Here is a 12,458-nt window from a genome sequence, read left to right as displayed (position 1 = left end):
ATCAGGTTCCTTCTGTTCTGGTGTATTCCTGGGCGGCGGTGAGTGTTCGGGTGACGGTTGATGAGCTGAGTTCGACTTGCTCGGCGATGCGGGCGTGTGACCAGCCGTGGTCGTGGCGCAGGCGCAGAATCTCGGCGACCTTGCGGGGATCGCGGCGCCCGGCGGGGTCTGCTCCGCACACGCGGTCGGCGACCAATGACCAATGATCGGGCGCTGCGCTGGCCTCGATTTCGATGCATTCGACTGGTTCGAGTTCGCGCGCTACGCGGGATTCGGTCAGTTCCGTCGACGTCGAGCGAGTTTCGGTGTGCACTTCCCGCACTGACATGGTGCGGACTGGTTCGGAGCTGTGCACCGGTTCCGGCTTACTGCGCACGGTCGGTGAATGATGGTGCTCACGGCCGATCATGTGCGCCAGCGCCGCACCCATTCCGAGAACCACAACGGGTAGACAGGCGACAAGCACAGTAACCGGCCACGGTGCCGTGCTCATTCCCGCGGCTTGCATGAGGTGGTAAGCAACTTGCCCCACCGCACCCAACACGAGGCTGCCGAACGCCGAATACTTGGCGTAGCTGCGGGTTCGGTCCGAGCGGACCCGACCGGACAGCCACACATACAGCGCGTAGGAGGCGTATGCCTCCATCCCGATCGGCAGCGTAATCGCGGTGTTGATCGTGAAGTCGTCGGCGATACCCGGCAGCGGATGCACCGGACCGAACCCGGTCAGCTCACCAAGCCCGACCCAACCGGACCAGATCGCCACGAACGCCGGTAACGCCAACAGCAGTACCGGCCCCGCCCTCGGCGACGGACCAGCCTCGTGTGCACTGACATCGGGTGCGCGGCGGTGCGCAGCATCGTTGCTGCGCCCCGCCTCGTCACCGGAGTCATATCCGGTCACGGCTCATGCACCGCCGTTCGTGCCGGTGGGTGTGTAGACGGCGGTGTAGAGCTTGGCGCGTTCGTCGTTCGGGTCCTGTCCGACGTAGGTGACCGAGAGCACGGCGCCCATCTCGAAGGCTCCGGCGCCGGCCTTTTCCAGGGCGGTGCCGATGGCTTGTTCCATCCGCCAGGTCGGGTACAGGTTGCGGGGTCCGGCGGGGGTGTCGATGGTGATGAACAGCTGCAGGACTGGGTTGCCCTTCTTGTCCTTGTCGACCTCACCGGGGGCGCCGTTGAACTTGAGCTTCGGCTGCTCGCCGATCTCTACGATGCGGCCGTAAATAGTGGTGTTGGGTGGGGTGTTCTTACCGAACGCGCTCGGCGGCTTGCTCGCCGCGGCCTTGAATCGCTGGCTGTAGTCGATGCTCATGAGAATGTTTCCTTTCGGTGAATGGTGTTCAGCGGCTGCGGGTCCGGCCTGCTGGCCGAAACCTTGGCTGTTGTGGTCGGTCCAGGTACGGGACAGGTGTGAGGTCTTCGAGCTGGTACCCGGCGTCGAAGTGGTCGGCGAGGTCTTTGCCGCTGCGGGCTTGCAGGACCCGGACTTCTCCGACCCGGCCGGCGAGGGTGTCGGCGACTTTGGCGGCGTGGCGGTAGCCGGGACAGTCGCGGTCGGCGACCACAATCACCCGCCCCGCCCCGACGAGCCAGCGCGCGTGCTCTGGCTTCCAACTGCCTGCGCCCATGGCGTTGCAGGTGGCGATCAGCCCGGCCTGGTTGGCACGCTGCACGTCCTTCTCGCCCTCACACACGAAGATTTCGCGGCCGGTGTCGAGGGCTTCGCGGATGTGGTTGAGCCGCCATGGGATCGGCGCGAAACCTCCCGGCTCCCATGCGGTCCCGGTCCAGCGTGCCTGCCAGAACGACTTGGCATATCCGTACTCGTGCGGGGTGTGCACGCGGGTTACCGCGCCTTCGACACGTCCGTCCGGCCATCGGTAGACGTATGTGTCGACGTTCGCCGCCGGGCCGGTCTGGGTTCCGAGGTCCCGCCGTGCTGGAATCGGGAATCGGGCGGCCTGGATCGCCCGTTCTACCGGTGCGAGCTGCTGCTCGCTGGTGGTGGTGCGCGGTTGAGTCCGCGGGCTGCGGCGGTTGGGGTCGCGTTCGGGGAGCCGGTCGAACATGTCACGGACCCGAAGATCCAACCGCGCCAGCACGTCCCGGTCGTCACATCCGGCGAAGCAACGCACGATCGTCTTGGACTGGCTCGGGTCGTAGCGGACACCCAGTGACGGGTTGTGGTGGTGCCCGTCGGCTTCGTGGACGGGGCATAGGTAGCGCACCCAGCCAGACTGTGAGCCCTTGCCAGTACCCATCGTGCGATCCAACGCGGTGGTGATGATCTGCCACGAACGCCCTTGCGCCTGTTGCGGTTCCACGAGTTCACCGCCCCCGCTCGATCCCGCGACGCTGCCGGGCAGCTCCGAAAACCGGTACCGGCGTGTCCGGGGTGAACCGTGCGACATCGGGGGCGTTGCGTTCGTAGTCGACCTGGAAGGTCTCCCCGGCCAGTTCGCGGGCTTGTTCCAGGCTTCGCTGCTGCACCTGGGAGACCTGCTCGTGTCCGAGGTCGCGGTAGTGCTCGATCCAGTCGAGGAAACGCCGCGTGGCTTCCGGGGCGCGTACCCAGTCGTTGTACGCGGTGTGCAAGTACCTCCAGTCCTCGTGGTGCGGACTACCCAGCCACCGTGCATCGATGTCGTAGCGCTGATCAGCGAGTCGGTCGATCTCGCTCGCGGGCTGTCCCAAGTCCTCGGCGTGGAACACCTCATCGCGGAGCCGAACCAGTTCGGCGAAGTCGACGCGCATGGCTTCTTCGTGTTCGCGTTCCATCTCAGCGGCTCCGTTCGATCACGCGGCGCTGCGGAGTCCGGTCCCCCTGGGCTGCTTTGCGCTCGGCGCGGACGAGTCGCTGATAGCAGGCGTCGCAGCGGCCGCGGCCGCCGTAGCGAGCACCGCCGTGACCGGCGGCACGTGGATCGCCGGTCGTCACACCGCATTTCACGCAGCTGCCGGGGTTCCGCACCGGCTGCAGTTTCGGCTGCTGTTGAGTCGGCGGCTCGCTGATCAGGCCGAGCATTTTCAGCAGTTCGGCGGCGTCGGCGCGGTCGGTGGCGTGTTGAGCCACGGTAAGCCGAGCACGTCGGATGGTTTCGGTTGCCATGCCCAGCGGTGATGGACGGTTATCCATGTCAACGGCTCCGCTCGGTTCCGTTGCGCTGCTGCCCGTTTCGCTCGGTACCGTTGGTCTTCCGTTCGCGGTGCTGCTCTGCGGCGTTGGCAAGCCATTCGCGGGCGAACTCGCACAGCTTTGGCTCGTCGTAGATATCGCCATGCACCTTGGCGAAGTCAGCCGACATCTGCTCGGCGATGGCGCGGCCGTACGCCTGCCGCGTGGCCGCGTCGGCCTGTGCTTGCGGGTCGTCGGCGGTCTCTGCCTGGCGTGACCAGCGCTCGGTGTTGCCGAGCTTGTCGAACTCGACCCGTTCACGGCTGCCGTACCGCTGCTCGCGTGGGGTCTGCTGGGCGAGTTTGGCGACGGCTTCGTCGCGTTCACGCTTATAGCGGTCCCGTTCCGCGGCGAGCCGGTCCACCGTTGGTTGCTGACGCAGTTCTTCGATCTCGGCGGCCATACGCAGATTGCGGTTTTTCAATGCCTCGATCTGCCCGTTGGCGTTGGCGAGTTTGCGGTTGACCTCGTCGCGGTCGGCGGTGACCGCGTCCAGTCCGCGCTGCAATATGCCGACGCGGTTGGTCAATCGGTCCCGGTCGGCGGTGATCTCGCTGAGTCGGCGCTCGATCTCAGCGAACCGGTCTTGATCCGTGCTGGTGTCGGGCGGTTGGCCGGCCGGGCGGGCCTGTGGCTGGCCTGCCTGGCGTGCGTGGTCCTGGCGGCGCTGGTGCTCGCCGTACAGGCCGCGGACTTCGTCGGTGACCATCCCGAGCGGGCCACTGACGATTTGGCTGCTGTTGCTGCGCCCGAGCTCGCGGATGGAAGCAGTGAAGTCCTGCCCGGCACGGCTGCTGGTCGTCCGGTAGGTATCGAGTTGAGTCAGCGTCCACTCATAGGCTTGCTCGCGAGTGGTGAAACGCTGCAAACGATCCCGGTCCTGATGCGGCACCGACGCGTACTCGTGCTCTTCGAGGTGGATCACGTCGGCCGGTCCGACCAGGGCAACGAACGGCTTCCGGTCATCGACTACGGCGGGGTCCCGGTCCGGTGCTGGAGTGTGTAGCCGTTCGAGTTGCTCGTCGCGGTTTCGGGATCCGGCGTCGACGTGGGGCATCGGCCGTGGCTGCGGGCGAGGAATGCTCGCGGTGTCGCGTGCTCGTGCGACCTGCGCGCGGTAGCGCAACGCTTCGATGCCGCGCACCTTGTGCGCCCGGGAGAACAACTCGCCCGGCTTGTACTCAGGGAACACCGTCGCGGCGTCCAGACCATCGAGAGCAATACCTTTTTCGACCTCGGTGAGGTGCTCGTTGCCCAGGATGCGGTCTCGCTTGTCTGCGTAATGCCGTGTCAGCGCGTCGGCGTCGCGGCGGCGCCGGTCCTCGTCCACGCGCGGATCGTTCTGACGCTGCGCGGCGGCCAGCGCATGCATGCGGTAGTTATCGATACTGTGGCCGGTCCAGCTCAACTGATGGGTTCGCTCGGCACGTTGCTCCTTGAGCTTGGCCCGCCATTCCCGCTTGATGTCGCGGCGAATCAAGCTGCGTTCCAACCAGTTCGAGGCTTGGGAGTGCTGGCGCAGCAGAGCACTCATCGAGGCGACGAACCTACGTGCTTCACTGGCGATTTCGTCCATCTCAGACATGACTGTGGTCCTTTCAGGGTGCTGGTTATCTGGTGCGTTCGATCGGTGGGTGGCGTTGTGCGAGTTGCTGTTCTCGCTGCTGGCAGGCTTGCTCGGTGAGCTTCAACCGACTGGCGTAGCCGCGTGCCCGGCTGAGCTGTTCACTGGCTCGCCACAGGTTGCTGTCGGCGCTGGCCAGCCAGCCCTCCGTCATCTGGACTGCATAGAGAGGGCTGGTCGGCTCGCCGAGGTTGTCGACGTCCAGCGATCGGGGTGACCGACTCAGCTCGTGGTACCGATGCTGGAGATCGGCCAGCTTGCGCTGAATATCGTCCAGCTGGTCCTGGACCTCCCCCACCTCCAGGTAGAGGTCTGACGGGATGGGCAGGATCGGCTCGTTCTGGTTGTCGTACATCGTCATTTGTCTCTTTCGGGTGATGGGGTTATGTGGTTGCCGTGCGGGTGGTTTCGTGCCGGGTTCGAGCCGCGTCGACGCGCTCGTAGGCCCGCCGCAAGCCGCGGAAGAAGGCACGGAAGAGGGCTGCGGTAGCCCGGCTGGTCGCCGTGGTGACGAAGGCGATGGCTTGCGGGATCGGTGGACGCAGAGCGGCGTTCCACCACAGATAGGCCATCCATCCGGCGCCGTAGACCGTGATCGGGACGGCCACGGCCGGTGGTTCCCCCCAGGCCGCGAACACCGCCACGACGATCACCACGGCCGAGCCGCCTGCCCCGGCGCGTACCAGCCGCGGCCGCAGCCCGCCGGCAGTAGCAACGATCGCCTCGTCACGGGCATCCGGGACGTCGTCGGTCTTGACCAGGCGCAGCTCGGGTTTCACCGACTGCCCGGCTGGGGCCGGTGCGTCTTGTCCGGTCGGGAACGGTGCTCGTTCGGCGACGGCCGCCAGGAAGTCCGCGACCTCATCGGCCAGCTTCTCCCCCTGGTCTTTCGGGTCGTTCGGCTCGAAGTCCTCCGGGTCTTTGTCGTTGTCGTCGTTGTTACGGATGATGCGCATTACGGTTGCCTCACAATCGAATTGGCTGAATCAGGAAAATTGGTCAGGCAGCAGCTTTGGCGGCCGACGTGGACGCAGCAGCTGCTGCGGCGGTTCCGGGAAGCGGGGAGAGTTCGCTGCGATCGACGGGGATGACTTGACCCCACTGAGCTCGTCCGGCCTTGGCGTACACGACCTGGCCGGTGTCGAAGCGGCGGACCCGGTCAGGATCGACCAGCCACATCTCACCGACGCTGACTTGGCCTTCGTCGCCGTGGCGCTGACCTTTGATCAAATGCCGTGATGGCAGCATCCGGCGGATCGAACCGAAGTGCTTGCACAGGTCCCCGGCGTTCTCGCAGTAGCCGATGATCACCCCGCCGGCACAGGCTTTCAACAGGCGGTTCAGCGACCACTGATCAGGGGCCACGCCCTCAGGCGACTGAGATGACAACACCATCGCCACGCCCTGAGAGCGACCACGTTCGAGGACTTCCTCCAGCCCGATCGAGCCCTTCTTGGTGGTCAACGCGCTTGCCTCGTCCAGCACGGCCGTGACCGAGCGGCGTTGATCTTTGGCGGTACGTCCGGCGCGCTGCATGATCAGGCGCAGGATCGCTGCGACCTGGGCGCGGGCGGCGTCTTTGTCCAGCCCCGGCACGGTCACATACAGCACGTCGAGGTCGTTGATGTCTTTGCCGCCGTCGAACACAACGTGTCCGTTGTGGTCCTGCAACAGCTCGAACAGGTTGGTGCACTTGATCAACGCGTCATCAAGCTGCGGGGTCTTCTCCGCCTGCGCGGCGTCAATCATGCGTTTCACATCCGGGGCGTTGCCCCAGATGTCGAGCAGCTTCTCCTCGGTCAGCCGCTCCAGGAACTCCGACGAATTGCGCGGCGCGCCGACCGGGGCGTCCACGACCAGCGACACGATGCGACGCCGGATCTCATCGAAATGCTGGCCTTCCGACGTGCTCGCTTCACCGGCGCTGAGCAACTCGGACAACACCGCGCGCAGGTCGCGGGCGGGCATGTTCCAGATGTCGAGACGGTCCGCCAGGGGCATCATTGCGATCCGCTCAGGATTGATGCCCATCGCGATCGCGTTGGCGCGCAATTCGATTCCCAGATCGCGGTCGTCCTCGCCGCCCTTGCACGAGATCACCGCCAGCAGCGGGCGTGGATGCTTGCGCCGCATCCCTGGCACGTCTCTCCACTGCTGCCAGGCCCGCCACTCGTAGCTGAACATCGCCAGCGCGTAGCGCTTCATCAGCTCGGTCTTGCCCGCACCGGTCGTGGCGAAGATCCCGAGATGGCGGCGAGCTTCCTTGTGCGGGATCGCCAGCCACGACTGATGGCGCGCGGTCAGCTCCGACCACACCCCCAACGGGTTCGACGTCGTGCGGTCGGCCAGCGGCCCCAACACAATCGAATCCCCAGCGCTGTAGGGAGCGCCGAGCTTCGCCGCGCGGGCCGCGGCGTGGAACTTCCGCGCCGCAATCGCCTGCTGCACCCGCTCGGTACGACCGAGCGACTTCAGACCAACGCTGTTGGTTTTGTGCACGAACTTCGCCCACCAATAAGCGGCGATCAGCGACGCGAACGGCACACCGAGCGCGAGCATCATCCGCAGTCCGGCCCAATCGCCGTCGCTGACGCGAGACGCGCCGGCCACGAACAACACCGCGGGCACCGACCACGAACCACCGGCCAGCACGGATGTCGCGGGCAACAGCAGTGAGGCAATCGCGAAGTTACGCAACCGATGTGGCGCCAGCGGCCACCTCGCGGCCACCGCCACGATCATGACCAGCATTGCCACGATCACCACCCCGCATACCGTTGCGGTTGTCGCAGCGTGCGCGATTTCTGACATGTCCGGCAGCGGCACACCATCGAGTTGTTTGATCGGCGGCGCCTCCGGCTGGATGAGCCCAGTCCCCGGTGCCTCCTTCACAGCGGTTGGTGCTGCCGAAGTGGGGGTCGCGGTGCTGGTGCCGAGCGGATCACAATCGGTCGGGGTGAGGATGGGTTGGCAATTCGAGTTGCTCATGATGCGTCCTTGGCAATGCGACGAGCGTTGTGGCGCTTGGCCTTTTCGACCGCTTTGCGCTCGGCTCGTTTGGTCAGAAATCGACCCCAGTCGTCATCGAGGTCGCGAGCCTCGAAATCGAGAGCGATAGCGGCGAGCTCGGGCGGGAGCCGGTCTGCGGCGGCGTAGACGCCGTCCATGACGCTGGCGGTGCGGCACAGGTAGAGCAGACCCACAAGCTCGGCGGCCTGCTGAAACGGGGGAATATCCCGCGCGGCACGGATTGCGCCCCGCATCGCCACATCCATGTGTCGCGGTCCTTTGCGGGTGAGCTCGACTTCGACGGCCCACCACTGCAATTCGCCGCCGACTCGGCGCAGCACCCATCCGTCATGGATGTGCGGTCGGCCTTCTTTCGGCTCACGCCCCGAGCTGAATTGCGCCGGAGCCCGGGTAGCGGCGGCGATTTCTTCGGCGCGGCGATACAGCTGCCGCTCCGAGATCCAGCGCTGTGGGTCGGAACCGACCAGCATGATGCGGGCCTGAGCAACCGCGCGGTCGTGGTTGGCGTACATCAGCGACGGCGCCCAGTCCTTGGGTCGCCACCCCAGGTAGCGCTGCGGGATCGGCGGCCTGGGGTAAGCCCACGCCTTGCCCTGCTGAACGCGCGTGAGCGGATACAACGATCCGTTCCTGACCAGGACCCGCACGATGTCATAGGCGGTGCTCAGCTCGACATCAAGGAAGTCCGCGATCAGATCGACCTGCATGCCGCGCATTTCGGAGGTCACGGCGAGAACTTGATTTTGTCGCTGGGTGATCGTGGCGCTACCCAAGGTCGAGAGCAGCCGGCCCACCGACCCCTGAGGGACACCAATCACGTCGGCGATCTCGGCCTTGGTCAGACCCTGCGCACGCAAGGCGGCGGCCTCCCCGAGGCATTTTTCGACCTTGCTCAACGAGACACCGAGCGTGCCAGCAATCCGCCCGTAATCCAGGCCGGCATCACGCAGGCCACCTATGATCTCCGCGCGGTGCTGCAACTCAAGCGCGCCGTAGCGCTCATTCCGTTTGTGGTGCTGACTCATCGCGACCGCTCGATCCGGCGCATCTTGACCCGCCTGTCCAGCTCCGCATGCAGAGCTGCAGATCGTTCAGCAGCCTGAGCACGCATCTGATCAGCGACCTCGCGGCCGTACTTTGCGACCAGCATTCGGTCGTATGCGACGGCTTGCTCTTTCTTCACCGACGGCTGGAACGCGTCGCAATGGGCGTGTTTGGCGTCCTCGTTCGCATACTCGCCGTAATCCTTGGCTTGCAAGGCATTTGAAGCGGCCATCGACATGTCGTAAAGGACCTCGTGCACAGTCGAGATCCGCTCGTACTCGGCCTTCGCCGACGCCAGTTCGGGCTGCTCAATCTTCCAGGCGTTCATCGCGGTACCCCCGCAACGGACGCGGGTACACACATCCCTGGCCGTTCGGCTGGCACTCCGGAGTTCACCGAACGGCAGATGCTCGGCGACGGCGTGTAGTGCTTGTAATCGACCCACGCCGCCGTGCATCCAGCCATCGCAACCAGGAGCAGCGCCACCAGCACACCGAGCCGCACCACCGGCGGCAAAACACCCAACGGCGCGTACACCGCACCGACGCCCGTGAACTCCGGCCCCGCCATCGAATGCAACGGGTTGTGACCACCGCGGCCCCGATCGAAATGCGTGACCGTGTACCCCTGCGGCGGGTCCTGCCGCCACGGCGCGGTCATCGCCGACCCCGCAATCGCGGCCGCGCCTGCAACAGCAGGTACGCCCCAAGGACGAACACAGTCACGGCCAGAACCCCCGGTGCGACAACCATCGTCACCACGACTGACACCAGCGCGACGACAGCCAAAGCCGTGCGGGGCCTCATGCCACACCATCCGAAGCATCGATGGCGACGGGCCGTGCAAGATCGAGCACTTCGCGCCGGTCGACTCGCCACAGCTGGTCGTTGAGCTTGTAGCCCTGCAACAGGCCCGCTGAGATCCAGTTTCGGATCGTCTTTGGCTCGACATCGACAAGCGCAGCGGCCTTCTTCAGGCTGATAAGATCGCGCGCCGCACGTGGATCGGGGACTGGAAGATCTCTGCTGACCACCGAACACCTCCTTGAGGGTGAAAAGGCTGGAAAACGTTGGTGTAAGCAGAATCACTCCGGCGGACGCCCTAAAAAAGGCCGTATTAGAGGACATAGATAGGCCGTTTTAGGTACCCCGAGGAGATCGAGGTCCTCATTGAGGGCTAGACTGCGACCATGACGACTTCAGGAAACGCCGCGCTACGTGCCGCTCGGCAAGCTCTGGGGTATCGCTCCCAGTCCGCACTCGCCGATGCGCTGAACGAGACCGCGCGGACTATCGGCCTGCGGGTGTCGATCAATGCCAGGACTGTGCGTCGCTGGGAGTCAGCAGAGCCACCTTGGCCTCATCCAGAACATGCGACTGCACTGGAAGCGCTGTTCAAACGGCCAGTAACCGAACTAGGGTTCACCCCGCCGTGGTCCGAGCAAGCAGGCGCCAGTCGACCCACCTCCGGAGGATTCACGGATACGTGGGCAACTCGGCATTTCACTGCGCCGACGTCCACACTGCCAGGGTCAGTCGCGAACGACTTCATGGCCGTGACTGTGGCGCACCGGCATCTCTACTGGTCCATCCCGGCGGCACGTCTTCACCGTTCAGTCGCCGAGCACGCAGCTTTGGGCGCAGACTTGCTACCGCAAGTGCCAGAATCGGCGAAACCGCTTCTGGCTCGCGCTGTTTCAGAATCGAGCCTGCTTGCCGGGCGTCTCGAGTTCTTCGACCTCCAGCAACCAGACCTGTCCCAACCAAGCCTCGTACTTGCTCTCCAAGCAGCGCATCAGGCTGACGACTTGCTTCTTGGAGCCGCTGCTCTTGCGCACATGGCGTTTGCACCCGCGTTCTCCGAGGACCCATCGCGAGCCGAGGAAGCACGCGATAAGATGAGGGCCGCCCGCGCATTCGCGCGGCGCGGCGATGCCAACGCCGAGATGGTGGCCTGGCTAGACGCGGTAGAGGCGGAAGTGGAAACCCGATTCGGCGATACACGAAGGGCACTGAGCCTCGTGCATCATGCGGAACAAACCTACGAAGAGCACAACCCAGAATCGAATCCCTCACCCGCCTGGCTGGATTGGTTTTCGCCTATCAGACTGGCAGGGTTCAAGGGCAATACGCTGATGGTTGCCGGGCGCGGCCGCGAAGCACGCGAGACGTTAGAGCAAGTACTTGCCGACCTACCGGACGAGGCCATCAAACAGCGATCGATCTACCTCGCGGATATCGCCGCCGCCGCGGTGCTGGAGCGCGACCCAACTTCAGCTTGCTCGTACCTCGAAGATGCGCTCAACTTGCTAGGGCGGAATTGGTACGCGACGGCGATGGATCGGGTGAAAGCCGTTCGTCAGTCACTGCGCGAGTGGGATTCCATCCCCGCTGTCCGCGCCCTTGATGACCGGCTGTACGACTGGCACACCACCGTCAATTCGCTCGTCGGCTAGCGGGCTGAATCGTTCTCTGCCGCAACGATCTCCGGCAGTTCGGTGAGGTCGCGGATCCGCCAGTCTGAGAGGTCTGCGACCTCCTGCTTATCGCGGTGGATCCATCCCCAAGGTCCCCGCTCAATGTAAGCAGTTCGCATTCCGGCCTTCTTCGCTGGCGCAACATCATTGTCGATTCGGTCACCGACATAGATGATCTCGGTAGCTTCGCAGGGCGCAACCTCTACGACCTTGTCGAAGAATTCGGGCGTCGGCTTCTCCACGCCCCAATCATCTGACGTCGCAATAAAGTCGGTAGGGAGGTTCAAGCTCCGCAGAATCTGACCGGATCGCACCGTCTGATTACCAACGATGCCAACCCAAACGCCCATGTCACGCAGTTTGCCCAAGGCCGGACGAACATCGGGGTACAGATCCTCTTCGCCGTAGTGCTCGGGCTGGCCGGCATCAGCGCGGGCCTGCCGCTGCTGAGCAAGGTCGAACCCTGGCTGAAATACCTGGAACGTCTCGCGGTAGTCCTGTCCAGTGGCGATGACGGCACCGAAGACCGCGGCGAACGTGTGACGAGGTACGCCCAACCAATCAGCCCAGGTTCCATACTCCCGCGTCTCGTCGACCAGCGTCTCACCAACATCGAACACGACCGCCGCAATCATGGCCTAACCGTACCTGTCGGATGTCCTCAGAGGGGCTCGTGGGCGGCGCTACGCTGGCAGACGCGGTAAGGATCTTCGAGCGCCAGGGGACGGTCGAATGCAACGGAACCAGTTCGGCAGTTTGTGCATCGAGTGCAGCCGCGGCGTCGGCCGTGACGGCGGATTCATCTACGATCCGGGCGGCGGAAACCGGGTGGTCTGCGATGACTGTATCTACATCATCTACGGGCAGCACAAGGGTTTCCTCGTGCCGCTACTAGACGACCACACCGCTACCGACTAACCCATGAGGGCGTGCCGGCGGGCCGCGGCGTGTGCTCGGCGGACACTCCTCTTTGTGGTCGCTTGTCCGACTGGTCGTTCTCACATGACCTGAACACGGCACTGAGCGCGTTCTAACGCGCGAACACGCCGCCGCCCCCCCGCCCGCCCCCCCGGGCCGGCTCTTTTACACATCTCCCCGCCCCCCAG

General features: G+C 64.8%; 16 protein-coding genes. 2 read left to right on the top strand and 14 right to left on the bottom strand.

The genetic code is table 11. The features are described 5' to 3' along the window. Window position 1: 1 nt before the first annotated feature. The 13 genes from DBO33_RS43595 to DBO33_RS17745 all read right to left on the bottom strand — a co-directional run bounded on the left by DBO33_RS43595 (window position 2) and on the right by DBO33_RS17745 (window position 9,909). Window positions 2-904, bottom strand: coding sequence for an RNA polymerase sigma factor sigma-70 region 4 domain-containing protein (locus tag DBO33_RS43595; protein WP_199856677.1), 903 nt, complete (start codon window positions 902-904; stop codon window positions 2-4). A gap of 3 nt (window positions 905-907) precedes the next feature. Then, window positions 908-1,315 (bottom strand): hypothetical protein, encoded by a 408-nt coding sequence (locus tag DBO33_RS17800; RefSeq protein ID WP_107656043.1) that lies wholly within the window; start codon window positions 1,313-1,315, stop codon window positions 908-910. Between the two features lie 28 nt (window positions 1,316-1,343). After that, entirely contained in the window at window positions 1,344-2,327 is a 984-nt protein-coding gene (locus tag DBO33_RS17795; protein WP_107656042.1) for a toprim domain-containing protein, read from the bottom strand. 4 nt (window positions 2,328-2,331) lie between these two features. Beyond that, window positions 2,332-2,781 (bottom strand): hypothetical protein, encoded by a 450-nt coding sequence (locus DBO33_RS17790; RefSeq protein WP_107656041.1) that lies wholly within the window; start codon window positions 2,779-2,781, stop codon window positions 2,332-2,334. 1 nt (window position 2,782) lies between these two features. After that, entirely contained in the window at window positions 2,783-3,139 is a 357-nt protein-coding gene (locus DBO33_RS17785) for a hypothetical protein (RefSeq protein ID WP_159080345.1), read from the bottom strand. A gap of 1 nt (window position 3,140) precedes the next feature. Further along, on the bottom strand, window positions 3,141-4,763 hold the full coding sequence (locus DBO33_RS17780; RefSeq protein WP_159080344.1) for a hypothetical protein: 1,623 nt from the start codon (window positions 4,761-4,763) through the stop codon (window positions 3,141-3,143). Between the two features lie 25 nt (window positions 4,764-4,788). Next, on the bottom strand, window positions 4,789-5,163 hold the full coding sequence (locus DBO33_RS17775; RefSeq protein WP_107656038.1) for a hypothetical protein: 375 nt from the start codon (window positions 5,161-5,163) through the stop codon (window positions 4,789-4,791). Between the two features lie 22 nt (window positions 5,164-5,185). Continuing rightward, window positions 5,186-5,758: a hypothetical protein gene (locus tag DBO33_RS17770; RefSeq protein WP_107656037.1), complete on the bottom strand. Its 573-nt coding sequence runs from the start codon at window positions 5,756-5,758 to the stop codon at window positions 5,186-5,188. A 43-nt stretch (window positions 5,759-5,801) separates the two neighbouring features. Next, entirely contained in the window at window positions 5,802-7,538 is a 1,737-nt protein-coding gene (locus tag DBO33_RS17765; RefSeq protein ID WP_159080343.1) for a type IV secretory system conjugative DNA transfer family protein, read from the bottom strand. Window positions 7,539-7,786: 248 nt separating this feature from the next. Then, complete coding sequence (locus tag DBO33_RS17760; protein WP_107656035.1) at window positions 7,787-8,857, bottom strand: hypothetical protein; 1,071 nt, start codon at window positions 8,855-8,857, stop codon at window positions 7,787-7,789. Continuing rightward, on the bottom strand, window positions 8,854-9,204 hold the full coding sequence (locus DBO33_RS17755; protein WP_107656034.1) for a hypothetical protein: 351 nt from the start codon (window positions 9,202-9,204) through the stop codon (window positions 8,854-8,856). The genes DBO33_RS17760 and DBO33_RS17755 overlap by 4 nt, the downstream gene beginning before the upstream one ends. After that, the gene (locus DBO33_RS17750; protein WP_107656033.1) at window positions 9,201-9,536 is read right to left on the bottom strand and encodes a hypothetical protein; all 336 of its coding nucleotides are present in this window, start codon (window positions 9,534-9,536) and stop codon (window positions 9,201-9,203) included. Before DBO33_RS17750 ends, DBO33_RS17755 begins: the two co-directional genes overlap by 4 nt. Window positions 9,537-9,678: 142 nt before the next feature. After that, window positions 9,679-9,909, bottom strand: coding sequence for a helix-turn-helix domain-containing protein (locus DBO33_RS17745; RefSeq protein ID WP_107656032.1), 231 nt, complete (start codon window positions 9,907-9,909; stop codon window positions 9,679-9,681). Between the two features lie 156 nt (window positions 9,910-10,065). On the opposite strand from DBO33_RS17745, the gene DBO33_RS17740 reads away from it, so the two are divergent. Further along, complete coding sequence (locus DBO33_RS17740) at window positions 10,066-11,331, top strand: transcriptional regulator (RefSeq protein WP_107656031.1); 1,266 nt, start codon at window positions 10,066-10,068, stop codon at window positions 11,329-11,331. Here DBO33_RS17740 and DBO33_RS17735 read toward each other — a convergent pair. Next, a complete protein-coding gene (locus DBO33_RS17735; RefSeq protein ID WP_107656030.1) occupies window positions 11,328-11,987 on the bottom strand; it encodes an HAD family hydrolase in 660 nt (219 codons plus the stop codon). The two genes, DBO33_RS17740 and DBO33_RS17735, sit on opposite strands and share 4 nt — an antisense overlap. 97 nt (window positions 11,988-12,084) lie before the next feature. Here DBO33_RS17735 and DBO33_RS17730 point away from each other — a divergent pair, with 97 nt between their 5' ends. Next, on the top strand, window positions 12,085-12,270 hold the full coding sequence (locus DBO33_RS17730) for a hypothetical protein (RefSeq protein ID WP_107656029.1): 186 nt from the start codon (window positions 12,085-12,087) through the stop codon (window positions 12,268-12,270). Window positions 12,271-12,458: the final 188 nt, after the last annotated feature.

This window comes from Nocardia suismassiliense, assembly GCF_900269665.1.
Lineage (GTDB): Bacteria > Actinomycetota > Actinomycetes > Mycobacteriales > Mycobacteriaceae > Nocardia > Nocardia suismassiliense.
This window is presented reverse-complemented; position numbering and strand designations above follow the sequence as displayed.

Bases quoted from the DNA above. Each gene is read 5' to 3' on its own strand.
- DBO33_RS17785 (WP_159080345.1), bottom strand. From the start codon at position 3,139: ATGGATAACCGTCCATCACCGCTGGGCATGGCAACCGAAACCATCCGA.
- DBO33_RS17770 (WP_107656037.1), bottom strand. From the start codon at position 5,758: ATGCGCATCATCCGTAACAACGACGACAACGACAAAGACCCGGAGGAC.
- DBO33_RS17755 (WP_107656034.1), bottom strand. From the start codon at position 9,204: ATGAACGCCTGGAAGATTGAGCAGCCCGAACTGGCGTCGGCGAAGGCC.
- DBO33_RS17780 (WP_159080344.1), bottom strand. From the start codon at position 4,763: ATGTCTGAGATGGACGAAATCGCCAGTGAAGCACGTAGGTTCGTCGCC.
- DBO33_RS17760 (WP_107656035.1), bottom strand. From the start codon at position 8,857: ATGAGTCAGCACCACAAACGGAATGAGCGCTACGGCGCGCTTGAGTTG.
- DBO33_RS17740 (WP_107656031.1), top strand. From the start codon at position 10,066: ATGACGACTTCAGGAAACGCCGCGCTACGTGCCGCTCGGCAAGCTCTG.
- DBO33_RS17735 (WP_107656030.1), bottom strand. From the start codon at position 11,987: ATGATTGCGGCGGTCGTGTTCGATGTTGGTGAGACGCTGGTCGACGAG.
- DBO33_RS17790 (WP_107656041.1), bottom strand. From the start codon at position 2,781: ATGGAACGCGAACACGAAGAAGCCATGCGCGTCGACTTCGCCGAACTG.
- DBO33_RS17730 (WP_107656029.1), top strand. From the start codon at position 12,085: ATGCAACGGAACCAGTTCGGCAGTTTGTGCATCGAGTGCAGCCGCGGC.
- DBO33_RS17775 (WP_107656038.1), bottom strand. From the start codon at position 5,163: ATGACGATGTACGACAACCAGAACGAGCCGATCCTGCCCATCCCGTCA.
- DBO33_RS17800 (WP_107656043.1), bottom strand. From the start codon at position 1,315: ATGAGCATCGACTACAGCCAGCGATTCAAGGCCGCGGCGAGCAAGCCG.
- DBO33_RS17750 (WP_107656033.1), bottom strand. From the start codon at position 9,536: ATGACCGCGCCGTGGCGGCAGGACCCGCCGCAGGGGTACACGGTCACG.